The 23,580-nt window shown below is 35.9% G+C and carries 29 protein-coding genes; 12 read left to right on the forward strand and 17 right to left on the reverse strand.

All coding sequences use genetic code 11. The features are described 5' to 3' along the window. The first annotated feature begins 90 nt into the window (after nucleotides 1-90). From AS161_RS00560 to AS161_RS00570, 3 genes are all read left to right on the forward strand, one after another. The gene (locus tag AS161_RS00560) at nucleotides 91-582 is read left to right on the forward strand and encodes a transcription repressor NadR (RefSeq protein ID WP_164541386.1); all 492 of its coding nucleotides are present in this window, start codon (nucleotides 91-93) and stop codon (nucleotides 580-582) included. A 31-nt stretch (nucleotides 583-613) separates the two neighbouring features. Continuing rightward, the gene (locus tag AS161_RS00565; protein ID WP_011993811.1) at nucleotides 614-1,138 is read left to right on the forward strand and encodes an isochorismatase family cysteine hydrolase; all 525 of its coding nucleotides are present in this window, start codon (nucleotides 614-616) and stop codon (nucleotides 1,136-1,138) included. Between the two features lie 252 nt (nucleotides 1,139-1,390). Continuing rightward, on the forward strand, nucleotides 1,391-3,097 hold the full coding sequence (locus AS161_RS00570) for a DEAD/DEAH box helicase (RefSeq protein ID WP_164541434.1): 1,707 nt from the start codon (nucleotides 1,391-1,393) through the stop codon (nucleotides 3,095-3,097). Between the two features lie 49 nt (nucleotides 3,098-3,146). Here the strand turns inward: AS161_RS00570 and AS161_RS00575 are convergent, their stop codons facing one another. From AS161_RS00575 to AS161_RS00620, 10 genes are all read right to left on the reverse strand, one after another. Further along, nucleotides 3,147-3,827, reverse strand: a complete 681-nt coding sequence (locus tag AS161_RS00575) for a metal-dependent hydrolase (RefSeq protein WP_164541387.1) — start codon at nucleotides 3,825-3,827, stop codon at nucleotides 3,147-3,149. A gap of 27 nt (nucleotides 3,828-3,854) precedes the next feature. After that, complete coding sequence (locus tag AS161_RS00580; RefSeq protein ID WP_164541388.1) at nucleotides 3,855-4,304, reverse strand: hypothetical protein; 450 nt, start codon at nucleotides 4,302-4,304, stop codon at nucleotides 3,855-3,857. A gap of 12 nt (nucleotides 4,305-4,316) precedes the next feature. Next, a complete protein-coding gene (locus AS161_RS00585; RefSeq protein WP_011993807.1) occupies nucleotides 4,317-5,426 on the reverse strand; it encodes a 2Fe-2S iron-sulfur cluster binding domain-containing protein in 1,110 nt (369 codons plus the stop codon). An 11-nt stretch (nucleotides 5,427-5,437) separates the two neighbouring features. Continuing rightward, nucleotides 5,438-6,031, reverse strand: coding sequence for an Rnf-Nqr domain containing protein (locus AS161_RS00590; protein ID WP_011993806.1), 594 nt, complete (start codon nucleotides 6,029-6,031; stop codon nucleotides 5,438-5,440). Nucleotides 6,032-6,062: 31 nt separating this feature from the next. Further along, nucleotides 6,063-6,674, reverse strand: coding sequence for an NADH:ubiquinone reductase (Na(+)-transporting) subunit D (locus AS161_RS00595; RefSeq protein WP_011993805.1), 612 nt, complete (start codon nucleotides 6,672-6,674; stop codon nucleotides 6,063-6,065). 1 nt (nucleotide 6,675) lies between these two features. Next, nucleotides 6,676-7,284, reverse strand: coding sequence for an FMN-binding protein (locus tag AS161_RS00600; protein ID WP_164541389.1), 609 nt, complete (start codon nucleotides 7,282-7,284; stop codon nucleotides 6,676-6,678). Continuing rightward, nucleotides 7,281-8,222, reverse strand: a complete 942-nt coding sequence (locus AS161_RS00605; RefSeq protein WP_164541390.1) for an RnfABCDGE type electron transport complex subunit D — start codon at nucleotides 8,220-8,222, stop codon at nucleotides 7,281-7,283. Before AS161_RS00605 ends, AS161_RS00600 begins: the two co-directional genes overlap by 4 nt. A gap of 176 nt (nucleotides 8,223-8,398) precedes the next feature. Then, nucleotides 8,399-9,241 (reverse strand): carbohydrate ABC transporter permease, encoded by an 843-nt coding sequence (locus AS161_RS00610; protein WP_164541391.1) that lies wholly within the window; start codon nucleotides 9,239-9,241, stop codon nucleotides 8,399-8,401. Next, entirely contained in the window at nucleotides 9,238-10,122 is an 885-nt protein-coding gene (locus AS161_RS00615) for a sugar ABC transporter permease (RefSeq protein WP_164541435.1), read from the reverse strand. Before AS161_RS00615 ends, AS161_RS00610 begins: the two co-directional genes overlap by 4 nt. A 105-nt stretch (nucleotides 10,123-10,227) precedes the next feature. Continuing rightward, entirely contained in the window at nucleotides 10,228-11,454 is a 1,227-nt protein-coding gene (locus AS161_RS00620) for an ABC transporter substrate-binding protein (protein WP_164541392.1), read from the reverse strand. Between the two features lie 278 nt (nucleotides 11,455-11,732). Here AS161_RS00620 and AS161_RS00625 point away from each other — a divergent pair, with 278 nt between their 5' ends. The 3 genes from AS161_RS00625 (at nucleotide 11,733) to AS161_RS00635 (ending at nucleotide 13,814) form a co-directional block, all read left to right on the forward strand. After that, on the forward strand, nucleotides 11,733-12,611 hold the full coding sequence (locus AS161_RS00625) for a cytochrome b5 domain-containing protein (protein WP_164541393.1): 879 nt from the start codon (nucleotides 11,733-11,735) through the stop codon (nucleotides 12,609-12,611). Between the two features lie 19 nt (nucleotides 12,612-12,630). Continuing rightward, nucleotides 12,631-12,846, forward strand: coding sequence for a hypothetical protein (locus tag AS161_RS00630; protein ID WP_164541394.1), 216 nt, complete (start codon nucleotides 12,631-12,633; stop codon nucleotides 12,844-12,846). 317 nt (nucleotides 12,847-13,163) lie between these two features. Then, nucleotides 13,164-13,814, forward strand: a complete 651-nt coding sequence (locus AS161_RS00635; RefSeq protein ID WP_164541395.1) for a hemolysin III family protein — start codon at nucleotides 13,164-13,166, stop codon at nucleotides 13,812-13,814. A 24-nt stretch (nucleotides 13,815-13,838) separates the two neighbouring features. Here the strand turns inward: AS161_RS00635 and AS161_RS00640 are convergent, their stop codons facing one another. The 7 genes from AS161_RS00640 to acpP form a co-directional block, all read right to left on the reverse strand. After that, nucleotides 13,839-14,696 (reverse strand): GNAT family N-acetyltransferase, encoded by an 858-nt coding sequence (locus AS161_RS00640; RefSeq protein ID WP_164541396.1) that lies wholly within the window; start codon nucleotides 14,694-14,696, stop codon nucleotides 13,839-13,841. Beyond that, entirely contained in the window at nucleotides 14,665-15,027 is a 363-nt protein-coding gene (locus tag AS161_RS00645) for a ribosomal L7Ae/L30e/S12e/Gadd45 family protein (RefSeq protein WP_164541397.1), read from the reverse strand. Before AS161_RS00645 ends, AS161_RS00640 begins: the two co-directional genes overlap by 32 nt. A 48-nt stretch (nucleotides 15,028-15,075) precedes the next feature. Further along, nucleotides 15,076-15,861 carry a GTP cyclohydrolase FolE2 gene (gene folE2 / locus AS161_RS00650; protein WP_346774406.1) on the reverse strand — a complete coding sequence of 262 codons (786 nt, stop codon included), beginning with the start codon at nucleotides 15,859-15,861 and terminating at the stop codon, nucleotides 15,076-15,078. Between the two features lie 45 nt (nucleotides 15,862-15,906). Next, entirely contained in the window at nucleotides 15,907-16,437 is a 531-nt protein-coding gene (locus AS161_RS00655) for a hypothetical protein (protein WP_011993793.1), read from the reverse strand. Between the two features lie 27 nt (nucleotides 16,438-16,464). Then, on the reverse strand, nucleotides 16,465-17,394 hold the full coding sequence (locus AS161_RS00660; RefSeq protein WP_164541398.1) for an amino acid ABC transporter substrate-binding protein: 930 nt from the start codon (nucleotides 17,392-17,394) through the stop codon (nucleotides 16,465-16,467). A gap of 24 nt (nucleotides 17,395-17,418) precedes the next feature. Then, a complete protein-coding gene (locus AS161_RS00665; protein ID WP_164541399.1) occupies nucleotides 17,419-18,102 on the reverse strand; it encodes a glycerophosphodiester phosphodiesterase family protein in 684 nt (227 codons plus the stop codon). A gap of 139 nt (nucleotides 18,103-18,241) precedes the next feature. Beyond that, nucleotides 18,242-18,466 carry an acyl carrier protein gene (acpP, locus tag AS161_RS00670; RefSeq protein ID WP_011993790.1) on the reverse strand — a complete coding sequence of 75 codons (225 nt, stop codon included), beginning with the start codon at nucleotides 18,464-18,466 and terminating at the stop codon, nucleotides 18,242-18,244. 209 nt (nucleotides 18,467-18,675) lie between these two features. Between acpP and AS161_RS00675 the strand changes: the two genes are divergently transcribed. Genes AS161_RS00675 through AS161_RS00700 form a run of 6 tightly spaced genes read left to right on the forward strand, consistent with a single transcriptional unit; the run spans nucleotide 18,676 to nucleotide 23,580 of the window. Then, the gene (locus AS161_RS00675) at nucleotides 18,676-19,524 is read left to right on the forward strand and encodes a DegV family protein (RefSeq protein WP_164541400.1); all 849 of its coding nucleotides are present in this window, start codon (nucleotides 18,676-18,678) and stop codon (nucleotides 19,522-19,524) included. After that, entirely contained in the window at nucleotides 19,524-20,762 is a 1,239-nt protein-coding gene (gene fabF, locus AS161_RS00680; protein WP_164541437.1) for a beta-ketoacyl-ACP synthase II, read from the forward strand. The genes AS161_RS00675 and fabF overlap by 1 nt, the downstream gene beginning before the upstream one ends. Beyond that, complete coding sequence (gene fabZ, locus AS161_RS00685; protein WP_164541401.1) at nucleotides 20,755-21,183, forward strand: 3-hydroxyacyl-ACP dehydratase FabZ; 429 nt, start codon at nucleotides 20,755-20,757, stop codon at nucleotides 21,181-21,183. The genes fabF and fabZ overlap by 8 nt, the downstream gene beginning before the upstream one ends. Then, nucleotides 21,180-22,151 carry an enoyl-[acyl-carrier-protein] reductase FabK gene (gene fabK, locus AS161_RS00690; RefSeq protein WP_164541402.1) on the forward strand — a complete coding sequence of 324 codons (972 nt, stop codon included), beginning with the start codon at nucleotides 21,180-21,182 and terminating at the stop codon, nucleotides 22,149-22,151. The genes fabZ and fabK overlap by 4 nt, the downstream gene beginning before the upstream one ends. A 23-nt stretch (nucleotides 22,152-22,174) precedes the next feature. Beyond that, a complete protein-coding gene (gene fabD / locus AS161_RS00695; RefSeq protein WP_164541403.1) occupies nucleotides 22,175-23,074 on the forward strand; it encodes an ACP S-malonyltransferase in 900 nt (299 codons plus the stop codon). After that, complete coding sequence (locus AS161_RS00700) at nucleotides 23,071-23,580, forward strand: biotin transporter BioY (RefSeq protein ID WP_164541404.1); 510 nt, start codon at nucleotides 23,071-23,073, stop codon at nucleotides 23,578-23,580. The genes fabD and AS161_RS00700 overlap by 4 nt, the downstream gene beginning before the upstream one ends.

Here is a 23,580-nt window from a genome sequence, read left to right on the forward strand (position 1 = left end):
CGCTGTTTTTCTTATCTGTTTCGACAGATTTTGACAGAAAAAGTATTAAGAAGTATAATTAATTCAGTAAAAGCAAAGGAGGTGAAATGAATGGAACGAAGGTACGAAATTATCGAGATACTCAAAAAATCAAAATCTCCTGTGAAGGGTAAAGATTTATCGGATTTATTAGGAGTAAGTCGCCAAATTATTGTTTATGACATTGCAAGACTTAGGGAAGAAGGGTACAAAATCGTATCAACGCGTGATGGGTACGTACTTGACACAGGTGGAAAAGTTAGAAGAACAATAGCTTTTAAGCACACAGCGGATGATATATACGATGAGTTGAAAGCCATTGTAGAAAACGGTGGAAAAGTTATAGATGTTATAGTAGAGCATCCGATATATGGTGAGATAACTGGTAGGATAGATGTTTCTTCTATTGACGATGTAGAGAAATTTATCTCTCTTTTAAAGGCATCTAACACCAAGCCGCTTTTAGAGATATCTGGTGGGATACACCTTCACACCATAGAAGCTCCTGATGAGGAAACCATGGAAAGAATTTTGAAAGCTGTTGAAAAGTATAGATTAATTTAATTCAGATAAAATTTTAAAGGAGGAATTAATTATGAAAGCGTTACTCATAGTTGATTTACAAAATGATTTTGCTAAACCAGGCGGTGCTTTGTATTTTCCAGGTGCAGAGAATGTTATTCCTAACATAGTTAAGATCGTCGAAGAATTCAAAGCACAGAATTTACCGATAATTTACACAAAAGATTGGCACGAAGATAACGATTACGAATTCTCCATTTGGGGAGTGCATTGTTTACACGATACCCATGGTAGCGAAATAGTTGATGAACTTAAAAAAGCGCTCGAAGATTATCAGAACAAATACGAAATCAAAAAGAGCAGATACTCTGGATTTTACGGCACAAATCTTGATGAACTGCTCAAAAAGTTAGGCGTAACTGAGGTTCACGTTGGAGGATTGGTAACCCATATATGCGTTTTGTTTACCGTTGAAGAGTTGAGAAATAGAGGTATTGAGACAATAGTTCATTCAAATTGTGTGGATAGTTTTGATAAATCAATGCACGAATTCGCACTTAGAGAAATGAAAGAGGTTTTGCTAGCAAAGGTTATCTAAATTTCATACAAAATCTAAAATGTAATATAATCTTAATTGTAATTATCAGTATATGTGTTAAACTTTATAAGCTATGAATTAGTCAATCCCTTTCTCCTTGCTTTACCGTTTTAAGCTACCTATTGGTAGTTGAAATTAAAGCTGAAGGTTGGTTCATTACCCCTTTGAAGAGCAAGAAAAAGCAAGGTAAGGGATGGACTAACCGATGAAAAGATAAAAACGATGTAAGCAAGGAGAAAGGACGTGAAGTACATGGTAAACACGGGAAGTGTATTAGACGAAACAAAAAACTACGAGAGATTTGAAGATTTTGGTTTGAGTGAGGAAATTCTCTCTGCTATTCAAAAGAAAGGCTATGAAAAACCCACGGAAATACAAAAAATTGTTTTACCTTACGCTTTATCAACTGATAAGGATTTGATAGCTCAAGCGCAAACAGGAACGGGTAAAACAGCGGCATTTGGAATACCGTTGCTTGAAAGGATAGATTTCAAGGCAAACAAATTTGTAAAGGCTATAATAGTTACACCTACGCGCGAATTAGCGTTGCAAATCTTCGAAGAACTGAAAAGTTTGAAAGGTACCAAACGAGTTAAAATAACAACACTTTACGGTGGTCAATCACTTGAAAAGCAATTCAAAGACCTTGAAAAAGGTGTTGATATAGTAGTTGGCACACCGGGTAGAATTATAGACCACCTAAATCGTGACACTCTTGACCTTTCACATGTGGAATACCTTGTCCTTGATGAAGCCGATAGAATGCTTGACATGGGATTTTTAGATGATGTACTTGAAATAATTAAGAGAACTGGCGAAAATAAGAGAACATTTCTTTTTTCTGCAACGATGCCAAAAGAAATAGTTGATATAGCAAGAAAATTCATGAAAGAATATATACACGTATCAACGGTTAAAGATGAACTTACGACAGAAAATGCGGAGCAACTTTACTTTGAAGTCGACGAAAAAGATAAATTACCGTTACTCTGCAGAATTATCGACATGAATCCAGATTTTTACGGTATCGTTTTTTGCCAGACAAAATTAGAAGTTGATGAAATATCCAAAAAACTCTTGGACCTTGGTTACAATGCAGACGGTCTCCATGGTGATTACTCTCAATATCAAAGAGAAAGAGTACTTGATAAATTTAGAAAAAAGCAATTGAGAATATTAGTCACGACAGATGTGGCAGCTCGTGGTATTGATATTGATGGACTGACGCATGTTATAAATTATTCTGTTCCAAGAGATCCTGAGTATTACGTACACAGAATTGGAAGGACTGGAAGAGCTGGAAAAAAAGGTTTTGCTATCACATTCGTCACAAGAGATGATTACTTCCACTTTGCGAGAGTTAAGAGATTTGCTAAGGCAAAGATAATCAAAGATTCAATCCCGCAGGTTGAAGACATACTTAACAGGCAACTTGAAAAACTTTTAGATACTTTAAAAAATGCACCAAAAGTTTCAAACGAACTTTACAAAAGAGCAGCTCAACAAATTATCGAGGAAATGGGACCAACTGAAGCTGTTGAAATGCTTCTCCATACTTTGATAAAAGATAAGATAGATGTATCAAGGTATGGTGATGTAAAACCGAAGAACTTTTCTAAAGGAAGAGAACAAAATTTTGGGGATTCAAACAAAAATGTTGATTCTGGAAGTGTAAGATTATTCGTAAATATGGGCAGTTCAAAAGGACTAGATAAGAAAAAGCTTGTAGAGTTCATATCTGAAAGAACGGGTGTTGAGCCATCTAATATCAACAATGTAAAAGTCTTTGAAAATTTCTCTTTCATAGATGTAAGTGAATTTGACGCAGAAGTTATATTGAAGACATTAAATCCAAAAAGGGGTAAAAATTCACGCTCTAAACCTCTCGTTGAAAGAGCGAGGGAAAAAAGAGAAAATAGGGAAAATAGAGAAAGTAAAGAAAGAAAATCAAGAGCTTAAATAAAAGCTGGGCATGGGCCCAGCTTTTGTTTTTTACTTGCTGCTGATGTTAAATTTCTAAGCTTTCTCCCGGTTTCAAAATCACGCACTTTATCCCAAGTTTTTCTGCGCCTTCCTTAAATTTCTGTTCATCAGCTTTTATTATATCCCACGTATTATAATGTATTGGGACAACTATCTTTGGTTTAATCATTTCAAGTGCAACCAGAGCATCTTCAACATCCATAACAAAATTACCACCTATTGGTAAGAACGCCACATCTATATCCTTTAGAAGTTCAAATTCTTTTGTAAGACCAGTATCGCCCGCGTGGTATATATTTTTCCCTTCCACTTTAATCAAAAAGCCACATGGGTTACCACCATAAAGTACTTTATCTCCTTCATGAATTCCAGAACCGTGAATAGCGGGTGTAAGCTTCACTTTTCCAAATTCAAAGTAATACACCCCTCCAACATGCATTGGATGTATCTTGCAACCTTTCAGTTTAAGGTAATTGCATATTTCGAAATTGGAAATGACCGTTGAGTTATACTTTTTGCAAAGCTCAACAGTATCTCCAAGGTGATCCCCATGTCCGTGGGTTACCATAATATAATCAATTTTTGGAAGTTGAAAATCTTTTGGATATGCAGGGTTACCTGTTATGAATGGGTCGATAATAACGTTGTACTTTCCTTCTATATCACTTATCAATAAGACAGCGTGCCCCAAGAACGTAAGTTTCATAACCACCCCTCCTCTTTAAAATTTATTCTACTCATAAAGCACTTTTTTTATTTTGGCAGGTTCCAATCTGAATTTTGAACCTTTACCTTGCAAGAAATGATGCGCGGCAAGTAAATGAATCGAAAGTTCACTGTACATTATCTCCTCGTTGTTGTTTAGATTTTTTACAACCGCAACCCTCTTTCTGAATATACCATCTTGGAATGGGCAAGGCAAGAACCCTCTTGCTTCATCAACTCTTATCTCCCATTTATCATATTTTATAACTTCACCTAAGCCTTTTAAGCCTTCTTTCAAAAGCTTTCTCATCAGTTTAGCCACTTCGACAAAATCTAAGCTTAAAAATTCAAATTCTTCCTCGTCTGCTTCTATTATATCAACAATATTTCTATCATCATCACCCAAGAAACCATCCGCTGTAATCTTTCCCGGTTTCATATTTTCCTGTGCTTTTATGTACTTCGGAGTCATTTTCATAGCGTTCCCCCCTTATGCGAATTTATCGTAGTACACATCCTTTACCCCATATTTTTCAAAAACTTGAATACATGCATTTATCATCCCTGGACTACCACATAGATACCCTTCTTTTGGGGTATCTTTTGGTAAAACAGTCTGTAAGTATTTATCAAGGACATTTGTTATAAGCCCAGTTTCACCATCCCAGTTGTCTTCTGGAAGAGGGTCAGAGAGCGCGGGAATAAAGTGGAAATTTGGCCATTTCTTTTCTATTTCTCTGAACATTTCAACGTAATATAAGTCACGTTTGCTCCTTGCACCGAAGAAATACCATACGTTTCTATTGGTTATTCCGCGTTCCAACATATCCAAAATTATCGACTTTATAGGTGCCATACCACTACCACCAGCTACCATAACCATATCGGCGTTTGTATCCCTCATATAGAACTCTCCAAAAGGACCAACAACTTCTACAACATCGCCTTCCTTCATGTATTTATGCACATAAGTTGTTGCTATACCACCTGGCACAAGCCTTATAAGCAATTCCACGTGATTTTTATCGCTTGGTGCTGAAGAAATAGAGTACGCTCTTTGAGTTGATTCTTTGACATTTTCGTAAGGTGGAATAACGAGTTGTACGTATTGTCCAGCTTTAAAATTTATTTCATTCGGTTCAACAAGTCGAATTCTCAACTCTTTAATATCGTAAGTAACGTCTTTTAAACTTTCGACAATGCCTTTGAATTTACGGATGTTGAACAATTCTTCAGGGAGATAAATCTTTATAGGCTTTTTAAGCTTAATTTGACAAGATAATCTTATGTTTTGTTGTATTTCCTCTTTTGACATATAAGGTAATTCCGTTGGGAGATGAGGTCCTACATCTGATAAAACCTTTACTTTACATGCACCACAGCTACCACGACCTCCGCAAGCGGAAGGCACAAATATACCTTGTGAACTCAAAGTCTGCAATAATGGTGCTCCGCCTTTAACTTTCAATACCTTCTTGCCATCGTTTATATCGATATCCACTTCACCGTAATTATTCACTATTCCATCAACTATCGCAATAACTAAAGCTAGTCCTCCGCTTATTAATGAAACTACGATAGGTGCTATCAGCAAAGTCATTTCTTCACCCCCTATTGTACTTTAATCATTCCAGCGAAACCTATGAAAGCCATTGCCATAATGCCAATTGTGATAAGTGTAATTCCAACGCCTTTAAGCGGTGCTGGAACGGGAGCATTTTCCGTCTTTTTTCTAATTGCCGCAAGTAAAACAATGGCGAGCCACCAACCCATGCCACTGCCAAGCCCAAAAAATACAGATTGCAAGAACGTATAATTTCTCAATTGCATGAACAAAGCTACACCAAGTATTGCACAGTTAACGGTAATCAGCGGAAGGAAGATACCGAGAACCATATATAGATTCGGAGAAACTCTGTCAATTATCATCTCAAGCACTTGTACAACAGCGGCTATGACGATGATGTAAAGTATATACCTTAAGTAACCTAAATCCAACGGTGCTATAACGTATTTTTCGATAATCCAATTTATGGCTGTTGTTATCGTCATTACAAGCGTTACCGCTAAACCTAAGCCGTTAGAAGACTTTATATCCTTCGAAATTGATATAAACGAACACATCCCAAGAAAATTCGTAAGAAGAATATTACTTGTAAAAATCGATGCAAAGAACAATACAAAAGGATTTATATCAGGTACCATCATTGTCACCTCCTAGACTTTTTCATATTTATCATTTCGAAGCCTTTTTCAACTGAACACCTCTGATAACCCAAATCAAAGACGCGAGGACAAAGAACGCGCTTGGTGGCATAACCATTATTGTCCAAGCTGGGAATGAAGATGGTAGGACTCTAAAACCAAGCACAGTACCAAATCCTAACAATTCTCTAAAGAGTGCAACTATAACAAGTATAAGCATATATCCAAGCCCTGCTGTGAATCCATCCCAGAAGGAAATTACTGGAGTATTCCCTTGAGCAAAAGCTTCTGCGCGCCCCATGATAATACAATTTGTAATTATAAGCCCAACGTACGGTCCTAGCGCCTTGCTAACATCTGGTACGTAAGCCCTTAATATTATATCCACGATAATAACGTAAAATGAAATAACCAGAACTTGTGTTATCATTCTAACTTTCCTTGGTATAACATTTCTGATAGCGGATATGGTAAAGTTAGAAAATGCGGTAACAAGCGTAACTCCTATCGTCATTATTAATGTATTTCTGAGATTATTAGTTACAGCCAATGTTGAGCATATGCCCAATATTTGCACAATAACGGGGTTTTCTAACCATATGTTATTTTTCCATATCTTTTTGTATTCAGCTGAGTTTGCCATATCAATTCACCCCCAGCAATTTCTTAAGTATAGGAATATACGTTTGGATAATCTTTTCTATGGACTTTGATGTGAGAGTTGCGCCAGTTATGGCATCTACGACACCGTCTTCTTTTGAATCAGGCGCCTTTGTTGTTGAAACGATAATACCGTTGTTCACAACTTTCTCACCACGGAATTGATTTTTGAACCAACTCTCCTCGATCCTACCACCTAAACCTGGTGTTTCACTCTGGGAGATAAAATCAATGCCAACAATCTCTGACACATCTGAATTAACTGCCAAAACTCCGGATATATTTCCCCAAAGCCCACTCCCATTGAAAACGATAGCGTAAACTTCTTTTCCATTTACATTTGCTTTGAATAATTCGTAACCGTCTTTCTTTTCGGTGGTCACAGTATCTTTAAATTTGTTAATTGCTTCATCATTTGTTGTATAACCAATTTCCATCGCGTTCAATACAGCTTTTATCTTGAAAATTTCTTGATTCTTCTTAACCATGCTTGAAGTGACGGTATTCAACCACGACAAAACGAAAACAAACACAAATGTGATAATTAATGTGAATACGACAGTGTAAACTTTGCTCTCCCTATCGAATTTCATGCTTCCACCTTCTTTGTTTGGCCTTGGACGGGGGCTTTTTTCTTCTTATCTTTAATTACCTCATCCAAAAGTGGTGCGAAAAGATTACCCATCAATATTGCAAAGCTCCAACCTTCTAAGAATAGAGAAAAAGTCCTGATTATAACACCCGTGGTACCTATTATTATCCCGTAAATCCACTGTGAGCGTATCTTCTTTGGCGCTGTGATAGGCTCAGTTGCCATGAAAACAGATATAAAGACAAGACTACCTGAGAGTATTGCAGGAAGGGTTGGAAGAGCTTTTGGAACGTTAAATACGTCTAATAGAAAAGTCAGAGCAGCGGCTGAAAAATATGTTGAAATCATCAATCGCCAACTTGCTGTCTTTGTAACTATAAGGTAAACAGCTGCAGCGAGAATAATCAAAATTGGACCTTCTCCAATCGAACCTGCTCGCCAACCTGTTAGCAAATTCAATACATTCAAATTCTCTCCTTGTCTCATAAGAGCAAGTGGGGTTGCCGAAGATACGGCATCCGTTCCGAATAAAGAAGGTTTTACCCATCCCATTGTCATATAATTAGGAAAAGTTATATAGATAAAAAGCCTTCCAACTATGGCAGGGTTAAATATATTTCTTCCAAATCCACCGTATACTTCTTTACCGAAGGCTACACCAAAAGCGATACCAATCATAGCCACCCAGAATGGAGTGTTCGGTGGTAGCGAAAGTAAGAAAAGCATACAAGTGACCAAAACAGCCTCACTAACAGGCTTTCTTTTCTGCTTTTCGAAAAGGTATTCGACGAATACACCAGTTGTAAATACCCAAATACCTAACCAGATAACCTTAAAACCATAAGCGAAAACGGAAAAAATAAATACAAACAACAAAGCCCAGAGCATTTTACGCATCATGGGCTGTTTTTGGAAAAACTTTGAAATCTTCTCCACCATACCACCCCCAACTTAGTTTAAAGTTTTTAATTAAACTTCGTACACAATTATATCACGTTTATCTAATAATTTTGCAACCTTAGTATTTTTTCAAAAATAAAAAAATCCCCAAATTGCTTTTAATTTGGCAATTTGGGGATTTAAAACAAGCTATATTGAAAAAATCAAGTTGTGAATTAACCTTTCACGCTTCCCATCGTAAGACCTTGTATGAAGTACTTTTGAAAGATTATAAACACGACAATAGGTACAATTGCGGCGATTATTGAACCAGCAGCGATTATATTCCAGCTACTAATCCACTGACCTTGCAATGAAGTTAGGCCTATCGTTACGGTTTTTTTTGCATCGGTTTGGAGTAAGATAAGAGACCAAAGGTAATCGTTCCAAATCCATGTGAACTCCAAAATTCCCAAAGCCGCGACAGCTGGTTTCAAAAGTGGAAGAATTATTTTTCTGTAAATAGTAAAATCGTTTGCACCATCAATTTTAGCTGCTTCAAACAAACTTGTGGGGATAGTAATCATGAAATTTCTTAAAAAGAACGTACAAAAACCTATTTGAAAAGCGACGTGAAAGAGTATAACACCTGTGAGTGTATCGTAAAGATGAGTTTTTAACGAGAATGAATAAACTGGTATCAATAACATTTGGAAAGGTATCAACATTCCAGTTACGAAAACGATAATCAAGAACTTCTTCAGCTTGAACTCATACCAAGACAGCGCGAAAGCGGATAAACTTGACAAAAACAAAGCGCCAAGCGTAGAAATTGATGCGACTATAAAGGTGTTAAAAAAGTATCTTTGCATCTTACTCTCAGTCCAAGCGATTTTGAAATTTTCAAAATTCCACTTCGATGGTGGTGACCAGACGTTTGGATTCATAAATATATCATCCATACTCTTGAAAGCGGTTAAAAACGTTATTATAAAAGGTGTCATCCATATGATAACGATTATAGTTGAGAGTACATAAAAATTTGTTACTTTTAATATTTTAATGCGCTTTTTACTCATTCCCTTTCCTCCTTCTTAAGAACATTGTTGAGATAAGCTATTATAAACACAAGAGTTATCAAAAATTGTATAACAGCTATAGCGGAACCGTATCCCATATTGTAATTATGAAAAGCTTTTATGTACATATAATTAGCCATAACACTTGAAGAATAGAACGGACCTCCACGAGTCATTACAAAAACTATATCGAATGCTCTCAAAGAGTCTATTATATTCACCGTAATCGCTATAACAGTCGCAGGCCTTAACTCAGGAAGTATAACATGCCAAAATCTTTGGAACGAATTTGCCCCATCAACGTAAGCTGCTTCAACATGCTCTTTGGAAACTCCTTGTAAACCTGCCAAGAAAAGAATCATTGCGTAAGCAACTTGTCTCCAAAGTGCCGCGGCTATTAGAGAAAACGTTACTATATTCGGGTCACTAATCCACGGCCTTGCTAAATTGGAAAGGCCGATAGCTCTCAAGAATGTATTTAACGCACCATTTCGTGGTTCTAAAATCCAAGACCAGATTTGACCAATAACAACGAAAGAGAGAGTCATCGGTAAATAAACAAGAGACTTATAAACTTTGTGCCCGGGGAATTTTTGATCCATAAGCATAGCAAATCCGAGACCAAGAGGAATAGAGATAAATACAAATCCTATCATCCAGTAGAAATTATTTTTCAAAGAGAGTAAAAAGTAATAATCTTGGAAAAGGTCTTTGTAATTTTGAAATCCAACGAAATTAAATGTTTGTGATATACTATCCCAATCTGTGAAGCTATATGTAAAAGTTTGGAAAATTGGAATGATAACCCAAATAATGTAAAAAGTAATCGGCAAAGCTAAAAAAGCGTAAGGTATCCACCATTTTTTCTTAAATTTATTCATTGACATACCTCCAGCCTCCAGCAAAGATTAAATGTTATAAGTCTGATTCACAATTCAAAATTCAAATTGAACCCGGGTTGCCCCGGGTTCAGGTAATAAATTTAATTATTTCACACCGTAAATCTTCTTTCTTGAATTTTCCAAGTTTTGGAGGATCTTTGTGATGTCACTTGGTCTTGTAAGGAATTGTATCATAGCGTTCATACCCACTTCCGCCATCTCTGGGTTAGTGTCTCTATCGTAGAATTGGGCAACACCAGCTGTTTGGAGTATCATATTGAAACCTTTCTTTGCGTGTTCATCAGGTGGTGTGACTTTAACATGTGCGGCAAGTCTTCCAAGGTCCGTTGCAAATTTCCTTTGCGCTTCTTCGGAAGCTATGAATCTGAGGAATTCAATAGCGCCTTTCTTGTTCTTTGCGTTGGCCGGCATCATGAAACCGTCGATAGGAGTTTCTTCATAAAGAGGAACCTTTGGATCTATAATTGGGAACCTGAAGAAATCAAGGTCAGCTTTAACTGACTCTGGTGCGACGTCTTTTATGAATTGTCCCATGTAGTACATTCCAGCTTCACCACGGAATAAGAACTGAGCAGCCTCTTGCCATTCATATGATGTATGATTTGGTAATAAGTATCCTCTGTCAATTAATTGTTTCCAGTAGTTGAAAATCTTTAGAACTCTTGCGTCTGTATATGGAACTTCACCATTTGTCAATTTGATATGGAAATCTAGACCATTAATTCTTAAATTCAGGATATCGAACCAACCAGCGGCAGTCCATGGGAACTTTGTACCAATCGTAATTGGGATTATCCCATTTTTCTTAAGCGTATCACACACTTTCAAGAATTCATCCCATGTTTTTGGTTCCTTAATACCGTATTTTTGGAATACTGACTTTCTGTAATAAACACCCCACCAATACCAACTTTGTGGCACAAAATAAACTTTGCCCTTGTAAGAACAAGTACTTTCAAAAGAGCCCGGGAAGAAATCTGTGAACTTCTTACCCGCGAAAACATCTGTTACAGGAGCTATTAAACCTTTTTCCGCAAAGTATCTCATACGTTCTCCAGCAAACCATGTGACAACATCTGGACCTTCTGGTGCTGTAAGCCATGTCCTGAGAAGCGTTTTAAAATCTTCATGGGCAAATGTGTTAACGACAACTTCGTAATCCGGATATTTTTCCTCAAACATTTTCACAAGCTCAGCGAATGTTTTTCTCGGTGCAGGATCGCTCATGTAACTGTTGACAACAATCTTTTCCTTAGCGAACGTCAACGAAAGAACAACTAACAACAACACAACAAAAACAAAACGTTTCATCTGAAATCCCTCCCTTTTTAAAAGTGTGGTTTATGTTTTAACAATTATCGTTACCGGTAACGTAACCGAAAAACTTCTCTTAGATTCTATCAAAATTGTTTCAAATACAAAAAAGTCAAAAAATCCTAATTTATGTTTATTTTTGAAATTATTTTAATATTACTTTTCAAATCTTTGTTTTTCAGAATTCCTCATAATGTTGTATAATATCGTATATTGCTTAATGGATTGAAATATGATATAATTAGTTAAGACTAAATACAAAGGAGGCTGATGATATGTTTAAAAAGTTTTTAACGGTATTTATTTTCTTTATTTTTGCCTTAAGTGTCTCTGTTTACGCAGGCTATCTTGATAGTATTTTTCAGATTGATAAGTTCTCTGGAGAGTACCAGATTATTTCAACAACAACTTTAGAAAAGACACCTGGTTGGTTTTCCGTTGAGGGAGTTGTGTACAATCTTGGAAACACAAATCTTAAAAAGCATTTGAAACTTTCAGAAGTTGATAGCAAACTATTAACGAAAGATAAGATAGTAGGGTTGCTTGGAGTAACATACGACGAGCTTTCAAAGATGAATGGTAAGAATGCGCCAACCATGGTTAGTGTGAATGGTATTGTATACGATTTATCTTCTTCAAAATCCTGGGCGAACGGTAACCACAAAAATCAGCACACCGCAGGGCAAGATTTGACGTACGATATATTGAAACTTTCTCCACACGGTATCTCAAAAATTAAGAGTTTTCCATCGTACGGTGTTCTTGTATTTACACCTGATCAACTTGCAAAATTTGATGGAAAAGTGAATAAGAAGATTTATGTTTCCGTTTATGGAATAGTTTACGATGCAACGTATTCTAGAAAATTTTCCGGTGGAGAGCATTACGGACACGATATGGGAGTTGATTTGACGAGTGAAATATTATCGTTGCAAGGTCACGTGGATCTTTTGAAAAAAATTTATAAAATAGGTATTTTGGGATTTGATGAAAGCACGATTTCAAAATTCGATGGTAAGAACGCGAAACCTTTTGTAATTGTTGGCAATAAAGTTTATGATATATCGAAAAACCCACAAAACGTTCAAGCAGGTAAAGTTTACTCAGAAACTCCAAGAAAAGAATGGTTAATTGTTGGGTATACTATAAAATAAGCGAAAGGGTGTTTTAAAAATGAACGTAGAATTGTTTAGAGTCCTTGGTGTGATAAGCGCTGTTTTGCTCTTTGTGCAGATATCCTTGTTTGTGGTTAGAAGAATATACAAATATTTGACTAAAAAGCCGGTTTTTTTTGATGAAATTAATGAAGATCTTGGGAAAGGCCCACATATATACTGGAGTTTCATTGTTAGTTATAGGTTTTATTCATGGTATGTTAGCGCTTGGTAAGATAACGCTCCATACAGGATGGTTACTTTGGTTTGGAATATTGTTTTCATTTATAGGTTTCCTTATGAAAAATAAAATAGGTAAGAAGTGGATTGTATTTCATAGGACATTAGGTTTCGTATTAATAGGTTTATTCTTCCTTCACAAATTTTTCCCATGGATACTTTAAAAGTATGCTTTTGATTAAATAAAAAATAAATTTGTAAAAATACCTCCGATGTGGTACAATACAAACATTAACTCTAAAATTGCGTTGAAGCCATATCGAAGGTATTTTTATTGAATATTGAAAAATTGAATGGCAAAGGGGTGTATTGATGAGAGATTTTGATAACAACGAAAAATATACTATTGGTGAGGAAATAGCGAATTCCATAACTCATGGTGTTGGGGCTTTGTTTGGAATAGCTGGATTGGTTGTACTTATTATTTTTTCGGCTTTTACACATGACGCATTTAAAATTTTTTCGGCGGTTATTTACGGTGTATCTCTTATGATAATGTATCTTTCATCAACTTTATACCATTCTATACAGCACAAGAAAGCCAAGCAAATATTTGAGATACTCGATCACTCGTCAATATATCTTTTGATAGCTGGAACGTATACGCCTTTTACTTTAGTTTCTCTTAATGGAAAAATTGGATGGACCATGTTTGCTATAGTGTGGTCACTTACTGCTATAGGTATTTTCTTAAAAGTATTCTTTGTGAAAAGGTTTTTGATACTCTCAACGCTTATTTATATATTTCTTGGTTGGATGATAGTATTCGAATTCAAACCTTTAATTTCGGCAATTTCAAATATAACACTATGGTTGTTAGTGCTTGGTGGGGTATCATATACACTTGGTACAATATTTTACGTTTGGAGAAGATTGAAATTTGGACATATGGTATGGCATTTGTTTGTTCTGGTTGGAAGCTTTTTACATTACTTTGCTGTGTTTAATGTTGTAGCTCGTTGATTTTATGTTATTACCTATTACTTTTTATAATTTTCTGAACATTTCATATTGAGTGAAGACTATTCTAAAATCGTTTTTTAACAGGGTAGTGTGAAGATAGTCATCTTCAGCTACAGAAACAACACTTATTATGCTTGGATTAATTTGTTTAGATAAGTAATCTATCGCGCAATTACAAATAAGTTCCCAATTTGACAAATTTTCTGATTTCGCAGCTAAATCAACTATAAATACTGAATTGTCTTCATTTTTGCCCCAAACGACGTAACCTTCTGTATTTCCTATGTGCAATCGTGTATAGTTATATCTTCCATCAGCTAATAGTAAGGAAATAGGTTCTCTTTGCCAATTCACTTTTCTATGTATTTGGAGTTCGTTGTTTAGGGCAACTGAATATACATATTTGCTATCGCTTGTAAAAGATGAGTAGTGTAAATTCTCAGGTTGTGGATTTTCTAAAACAAATGTGTGAAGTTCTCTAACTTTTCTAAAGCCGTTCTTATCATAAAACCTTACGGCGCGTTCATCCGATGCTGCAACTTCAAGGTTAATGTTCTCAATATTTTTGAGTTTTAAATGATGAAATGCATGTTTTAATATCCTTTCTGCTAATCCTTTACCACGTTCATTTTCAACAACACCCATCGCGTCTATACGTGCCCTTTTTCCTCTAATTGAGATTAGGATAAAACCAACAGGCTCATTGTTTTTCACGAAGACAAAAGAGTCAGGAAAAGATATTGAATTTTCCCGAGCGTCCATTTTGAAACTCAATACATTCCAATTTATAGGCAAAACGTAATCTTGAAATATTTTATTCACTAATTGAACGAAATCAATAAGCGAATATTCAGCGACCGTTAGTATCTTTTCCTCTGACATTCTGCTCCCCCCTTAGAACATCAACGATAGCTTTTGATAAATTTTCATCGGTTATTCCTAACGCGGAAACTTCTTTCATACCTGTAGCTTTTGATAAAGTAGATTTTTCGAAAATTTCGAAGTATTTTACGTTGTTTATTTCACAGCGTATCTTTAGATCCTTTTTTACCCTTGGTCCAGCATCTGTTGCGATTATAATCAACTTATTTTGAATTTTTGGATCGGTTATATACTCCCTTATCATATCTTTACCATATACGAGCTTACCAGATTTAGCTGCAAAACCAAGGTATGTTAGTATTTTTCTTGTTCCACTTTCACTTATATTCATAATTATAATCACCCCAAATATTTCACTTATCAAAGTTTAGTATGTTTGCTACATTTCTTCTATCTCATCGCTTGTCAAACAAGCGTAAGCGTTATGTGCGTGAATAGACTCAAAACTCTCCACTTCTACTTTGTACCATTCTATTTTATCATATTTTTTCAATCTCAGTGCCACATCTCTTGCGACATCTTCAACAAATTTTGGATTGTCATACGCATGTTCAGTTACATATTTTTCATCAGCCCTCTTAAGCAGGGTGAATATCGGGGCACTTGCGCTCTCTTCGATAATTTCTATTATATCTTCTATCCATACCATTTCTTTGCTCTTAAATGTTACACTACATTTTGCCCTCTGATTGTGTGCCCCATACTCACTGATTTCTTTAGAGCATGGACACAGTGTATGGATTGGCGCTGTAACAGTAGTTGAAAAGTCAAGATGTTCATCGTTCATCTCTGCTTCAAACGAACATATGTACTCCAAATAACTTTCACTACCTGTCACAGGTGCTTTTTTCAAAAGAAAAAATGGGAAAGTTATTTCTATAACAGACCTTTTTGCGTTTAAAACTTCCTTTAAACTTTTGAGAATCTCCTTTATTCTTTTTGGGTTTATCTCCAAGTGGTACTCATTTAAAACTTCAATAAATCTACTCATGTGAGTGCCACGATAGTCTTTTGGCAAATCAACAAACATACTTAGTGTAGCTATTGTGTGCTGAGTAACATTTGCTCTATCTAAGACAGCGATAGGATATCTCAAATCTTTTACACCCACTCTTTTTAAATAGATATTTCTGTTATCTCTTTCACTTTGTACGTCTTTCAACATCAAAATACCTCCGTATATCTCTGTGTGCATTCAAGTTTATTATATTTATAATCCTTTCATACTACTCAAAACTTTATCGATTTGTTTTTTTATCTCATCGTTTGATAATTCTTTAAGCAATAAAAGAGCTTCCTTGCGGTATATTGAGTATTGGAAATTATCCATAAAAGTGGATAAGAACAATTTTGAGCTCTCTATTTCACCTAGTTTATACAGTGACATCCCTAAGTAAAAGTATATTTCATCCATCCAAGGATTTTCTGTATCTTTTATCTCTCTTAACAAAGCTGACGCATCTGAGTAATTACCTTCTCTGTAAAATTGTTTGGCTTTATCTATTTTTAAGCGAATATCGTTGAGCATATACTTTGACAGAAGTGGTTCAAGCTCCTTCAAGTTATTTTCTTTAACGTAATTTGCGAACTCTTTGCTCTCAGAAGTGTACAATTCGTAAGCTTTTATTATTTTTTCCATTCTTTTAATTTTATTTGATAGATTAACGTTGTAAGAGTAAACAAAAACAAACAAAAAGCAAAATATTGTTGCGAAAATTAATACAAGTTTTTCCATTCTCATAACTTAATCATCCTTTTTAATTATTTTTTAAAAGACTTGAACAGGAACAAACTTTCCATTCTTTACCATGAAAATTTTTACTTCTCTGTCTATACTTTCATTTTTGTAATGATACCTACCTTTGGATGTTTCAATTATATTTGTCTTCAAAAATCTTTTAAATTGATCTACAGAAAGAAATTTGTGATTTGACAAAAAATCAGCAATTTCCCTGATAAGCTCATATTCTGGATTTTCAAAATCTCCCATGGAATAAATTATGTAAACACCTTCTACTGCCTGCCCTCCAAAATTTACAAACTCTTCTGCCATGACACTATCCATACCAACAAATTTAAGAGAAGGATTTTCTTTTTTCATTTCTTTAACAACTTCCGCGGCGTCTTTTGGAAAAATTGTCATAACAACGGTATCAAAATCTGTAGCGTTGATACTTTTTAGAGAATTTATATTATAATAGTAAAGATCCATGCCTTCAAATGTTGAAAAAATACCTTTAAACTCGTCGCTATATTGTCTGTTGGATGGATCTGAAACCAAAAGCACCTTTTTTGAGTCTAAAAAATCGAGAAGTTGCCTTAACTTTTCTAACATGAACTTGTTTGATACCGTGAAAGAATAAATGTAACCACTATTCAAAAGCTTAGTTGAAGAAATCGTTGCCGAAAGTGCAACACTATTGTATTTTTTCAAGTACGGTAAAATCATCTCACCTTCTGCGGATGTTGGTGGGCCAATAATAATTTTTATACCTTTCTCTTCTAGCATTCTAAATGTCTTTTCCAAATTACTCTCGCTATCGAAAGCAAGAAGATTAAGATTGCTATATCCAGAGGCTAAAAAATCTCTGGAAGCTGTTCTTGGGTTGTAAATATATCCGACATATTTTGAAGAATTGACAAACCAGAAGATAGCAATTGTAAAAATCAATATTATTGTAATTAAAAATCGAGTCATCATATCCCCCCAACCTGTCTTTTTTTATTTAAAAATTCTTATATCGTCTGTTATTAAGTAATCTACGTATTCACTTATCTTAGCAATCTCATCTTTTGAGTTCACAGTCCAAAACACGATTTTTATACACATTTCTCTGAGCATAGGAAGAAGTTTATTAAAAAGTTCTGGTTTCGAAAGGTAACCTTTGATTGGCAAATGCGCGCTGTAAGTATTGTGTTTGAATAAATCTGTGATTTCTTCAATGTTCATTCCCATGTGCTCTTCACCGAACAAATACCCAAATTTGTAATCGGTATACTTATTTTTCAGCTCTGTTATCAAATCATGATTAAATGAACTATAAATAACATTTCCTTCGTATCTTTTGCCAAGTTCAACTGTAATTTCTCCAGCTTCGTATTCTTTAATTTCTAAATTCAGGCATTTGTTGTGAGGTACTGAAAGTAAGAATTCTTCGAGTGTTGGTATTGTCATTCCATCGTATCTAAATTCTTTAAGTTCACTTATGGTAAGTTCTTTAATTTTGATATCTTCACCGCAAAAATTCGAAAGATTATCATCGTGAATCAGTACAGGTGTCCCATCTTTTGTTAATCTCACATCAGTTTCAATACCATCAGCGCCAAGTTCTATAGCCTTTAGTAATGATTCTAACGTGTTTTCTTTTATTAAAGCAGGGATTCCTCTATGTCCTAGAATTATCATACAATCACCTCTAAGAAAACTTCTCATCATACTCATTAAATTCGTGTTTACATTAATTATACCATAATTTGACAGAAAACAATATAAAAACTAACCCCCAACAGAACATTCTGTTGGGGGTTAGTTTTACTATGTGCAATTATGCCCTTAACTTTATAGCTTCGATAACATCTTGTACAGTTTTAATTTTTGAAAGGTCTTGGTCACTTATCTTTACACCAAACTCATCTTCGAATGCCATAACAAGATCAACGATGTCTAAGGAATCGGCTCCAAGATCTTCCATAAGGCTTTTTTCAGGCTTTACATCGTTAACATCGATGCCAAGTTGCTCTGCAATGATTTCACATACTCTTTGTTCCATAATTTCAGCCTCCCCTTTCACACCAAATCACTCTTTTCTTTTAATATGTTTTTAAATATCGGTAAAATGTCAAAAAAACTTCTAATAGTTAATTTATCATAAAAATATTTTATTGTCAACAACTAAGTTTATATAATTTTATAAAAATTAGCATTGACTAAAATTGTTGAGTGGGGTATAATTTTTTTGAAAATTGGGAGGTGAAATGTATGTACACGTTTATAACCGATTCAGGCTTTGATTTGCCAAGGAATCTAAAATTACCGTATGATATTAAGATACTTCCACTAAGGGTTTTTGTAAACGAAAAGGAATACGAAGATAAGGTTAGTATCAGTTCCCAAGAGCTTTACAACTTAGAACTTCAAGGGTATATACCAACTACTTCATTACCAAAGCCAGAAATTATAGAAAAAACAATTAGAGAATCTGCAGAAGAAAGTGAAGAGGTATTTATAATAACAATCTCATCCAAATTGAGTAACACATACGATTTGGTCAAAAACATAGCAACATCGATGAATCTAAAAAACGTTCACGTTCTTGATTCTAAGACAGCCTGCATTAAACAAGGCTATGTTATTCTCAGAGCGATGGAGCAAGTCAAAAATACGGGAAAATTAACCCAAACGGATATGGATAGGTTTGAAAGAGAATCATTGTTAGCGTTTTTTGTTCCCACCCTTGAGTATCTCTACAAAGGTGGGCGCATAGGTAAAGCCAAAGCTTTGATTGGTAGAGTTTTAAATTTGAAGCCTATTTTGACAACCGATAGCGATGGAGAAGTTAGTGCTTTAGGTACTGTGAGGTCTATGGACAGCGCTATATTAACTATTCAAAATATTGTTAATAAATTCATTGAATCACAGAAAATAATCGATGATTATACAGTAATAGGTGCTTATACAATAGATAATATGAAAACATATTTCGAAAAGCTTATTGGACCATATAGAAAAGGACTTATTGGTGTTACCAACATCGGTTCAGCTATAGCGGCTCACGTAGGCCCTGAAGCTTTTGGCATTGTCATAGGTAAGGGGGTGCACTTAGAATGATGGAAAAAAAAAGAAGAGTAGTTATAACAGGAATGGGGGTTATCTCTCCTATTGGAAAAAGCGTCGATGAATTTGAAAAAAGTTTAAGAGAGCTTGTCATCGGTATTGATAAGATTTCGTCTTTTGATGCCTCAAAACTACCGGTCCGAATTGCCGCGGAGGTTAGAGATTTCAAACCAGAAGATTACATAGAAAAGAAATTGGTTAAAAGACTTGACAGATATTCACAATTTGCACTTGCCGCAGCAAAGCAAGCTGTAGAGATGAGCGGTTTGAATTTTGAAGATATTGAAGAGAGAGTAGGTGTTCTTGTATCTTCTGGAATGGGTGGATTTATAACACTAGCTGAACAAAATGAAGTGCTTAGAGAAAAAGGCCCTGATAGAGTAAGCCCATTCCTTATACCAATGATACTTATCAACATGGCGAGTGGAGTTATAGCCATGGAATTTGGATTGAAAGGTCCCAATTTCGCGCCGGTAAGTGCTTGCGCAACTTCTATTCATTCGATTGCGTTAGGTGCTATGTTGATCAGACATGGCTACGCAGACGTTATCATAGCTGGTGGTTCAGAAGCTACAATTGCGGAACTTCCAATTGCAGGTTTCGCATCGATGAGAGCGCTTTCAACACGAAACGATGAGCCTAAAAAAGCATCAAGACCATTTGACAAAGCTCGAGATGGTTTCGTAATGGGTGAAGGAGCTGGTGTGGTTATCTTGGAATCGGAGGATTTTGCAAAGGCACGTGGAGCGAAGATAATTGCGGAAATTAAAGGTTACGCCATGAACGATGATGCTCACCATTTCAGCGCGCCAGATCCAGAAGCGCGTGGTTCAAGTAAAGCTATGAAAATGGCGCTGGAAGATGCGGGATTAGAGCCGAAAGATATAGACTTCGTGAACTGTCATGCCACAAGTACGCCAGCAGGTGATGAAGTTGAATTAAAGGCTATAGAAAATGTATTTGGTGAACATGTGAAGAGAATTTACGTTAACTCCACAAAAACTCTTATGGGGCATTTGTTAGGCGCAGCCGGTGCGACTGAATTAATCGGTGCTATAATTCAAATGAACGGTGGTTTTGTCCATGGCATGCCAAATCTTGAAGAATTAGATGGACCAGATTATTTCAACATTCCAAGACAGACAGTCCAAGCGAATATAAGGAATTTTGTAAAGAACTCATTCGGGTTTGGTGGACACAACGCTTCTTTGGTGGTGGGAAAATATGAATAAGGAAGAGATAATGAAAATCTTACCACACAGAGAACCTATCCTTCTTGTCGACGAGGTGTTGGAAATAGGCGAAGATTACGTTGTTGCTAAAAAGTACGTAAAGAAAGACGAGCCAGTTTTAAAAGGCCATTTTCCAGATTACCCTATATACCCTGGCGTTTACATAATCGAAGGTTTAGCTCAAGCTTCTGGAATAATGTTATTAAGAACCAACACAGGAAAAGTTGTTCCATTGTTTTTAGGTATCGATGAAGCAAGGTTTAAGAAAGAGGTAAGACCGGAATGTGAGCTTATTTACAACGTAAAACTTATCGAAAAGAAAGGCCCAATAGCAATAATCGATGCTAAAGCGTACGTTGATAATCAATTAGTTGCAAAAGCTAAATTGATGGTTGGTTCAAAAGAGGGTGAAGAAAAATGAAAAACAGAGTTTGTGAGCTTTTAGGTATAAAGTACCCGATAATAATGGGAGGAATGTCTTGGGCAGGTACACCAAAACTTGCCGCAGCTGTTTCAAACGCGGGTGGACTTGGCATCATCGGTTCTGGTGCGATGAAGGGTGAGCATTTGAAAAAGGCGATTGATGAAATTCGACAACTCACAGATAAGCCATTCGGTGTAAATATAATACTAGTGTCACCTTATGCGGATGAGCTTGTGGATTTAGTAATTCAAGAACGCGTACCAGTTGTAACGTTCGGTGCGGGTAATCCTTCAAAATACATTGCTAAGTTAAAAGAAATCGGTACGAAAGTGATACCGGTAGTTGCTTCGGACAATATGGCGAAGATGATGGAGCGAATAGGCGCAGATGCGGTCATAGCCGAAGGTATGGAATCTGGAGGGCATATAGGTGAGGTAACAACACTTGTCCTTGTTAACGCAGTATGCAGAAGCGTAGGTATCCCTGTTATCGCAGCAGGTGGAATAGCGGACGGGAAGGCTATGGCAGCCATGTTCGCTTTAGGTGCGGAAGGTATCCAAATGGGTACAAGATTTATAGCTACTTACGAAGCTGATACACATGAAAACTTCAAAAAATTAATTGTAAAATCCGGTATCAGAGATACCGTTGTAACTGGTGCAACTTTAGGTCATCCTGCAAGAGTAATCGAAACGAGATTTGCAAAGAAAGTAAGAGAATTGGAGGTTAAAAATCTCCAGGAAGCAGAGGAAGTTCTTGTCGGTAGTTTACGTAAAGCGGTTGTTGATGGTAATATAGACGAAGGTTCATTCATGGCCGGTCAGTGCGTTGGATTAATTAACGAAATTAAGCACGTTGACGAGGTTATACAAGACATAATGAAAGAATTCACACAAACTCTGGAAAAGTTGAATAACGTAAGAATGGAGATTTACAACGATTTGGAATTGACTTACAGTAAGTAAGTGTAAATAGGAGGGAGATAAATATGTTAAAGGCATTCTTATTTCCTGGTCAAGGGTCTCAATACAGTGGAATGGCAAGTGAATTTTCGAAATACGTATCTTGGGAATATTACGCTCAAAAAGCGATAGAAGTTTTAGGTTTTGACATAACAGAGATAATGGATGGAGACGAAGAGATACTAAAGATTACTGAGAATGCTCAACCTGCGATATTCTTGGCAAGTTACGTAGCATATGTTGAAACAACAAAAAAAGGTTTGGAACCAGATTACGTTGCAGGGCACAGTCTAGGTGAGTACACCGCTCTTGCGGCTGCTGGAGTGTACGACTTTGAGACAGGCATATATCTAGTTAGAAAAAGAGGAGAATACATCTCTCAAACGATGAAACCCGGCGAAGGTAGCATGGCAGCGGTTATGGGGGTGCCTATCGAATTGCTCGAAGAATTCGTAAAACAATACGATGGACTTTACATAGCAAATTACAATTCAGCAGAACAGAATGTTGTAAGTGGAAAAGCTGATAGTATAAAATCATTTGTCGCTAACCTCACCGAAAAAGGTTACAGGGCAATTGAATTAAAAGTTTCCGGTCCGTTCCACACACCATTTTTAGATGAAGCAAGAGAGAAAATGACAAAAGAAGTTGAAAATATCAAATTCAAAACACCGAAATATCCTATAATCATGAACAGCATAGCAAAAGAACTAACAGACCCAGACAAGATAAAGCATTATTTGCTTGAACAGATAAGTGGCCCAGTTTATTGGAAACAATCTATCGACAGAATGCTTGAACTTGGTGTCGATGAATTCATAGAAGTCGGTCCAAAAAACGTCTTGAGTTCTATGCTAAAAAAAGCTAAAATTAATACAAAACACTTCTCATCTTTAATAACTACAGAGGAGGTTTACGAAAAATGAAAAAAGACCGAGTCTTAAGAATTGTCTTGATACCAGTCTTCGCAGTATTAACGGCAGTTGGGGCACAGATTTCTATTCCTTTGGGAACAGTACCAGTTACTTTGCAGATGCTATTTGTATTTCTTGCAGGCTTTTTCCTTAATCCAATGGATGCGTTGACGGCGATGGTATTGTACCTTGCCCTTGGGGTTATAGGCATACCTGTTTTCGCGAATTTTTCCGCTGGTTTTCAACACCTCGTTGGACCAACGGCAGGTTACCTATGGGCTTTCCCCATAGCGGCATTTTTAATTAGCTATTTGAGAAAGATAAATTATTTCTTAGCTGGTATAACAGGTTTGGCAGTTGTTTACTTACTTGGTTGGTCTGTACTTGGTTTGTTTATAAAAAACTTTTCAAAAGCGTTTTTAGTTGGCGTATTACCATTTATAGGTATCGATTTTGTAAAGATGATACTTGCATTGTACGCTTCTAAGAAATTAGAAAAAATAATGGAGGGAAAATAA

The sequence above is a fragment of the Fervidobacterium sp. 2310opik-2 genome, assembly GCF_011057735.1.
GTDB lineage: Bacteria > Thermotogota > Thermotogae > Thermotogales > Fervidobacteriaceae > Fervidobacterium > Fervidobacterium nodosum.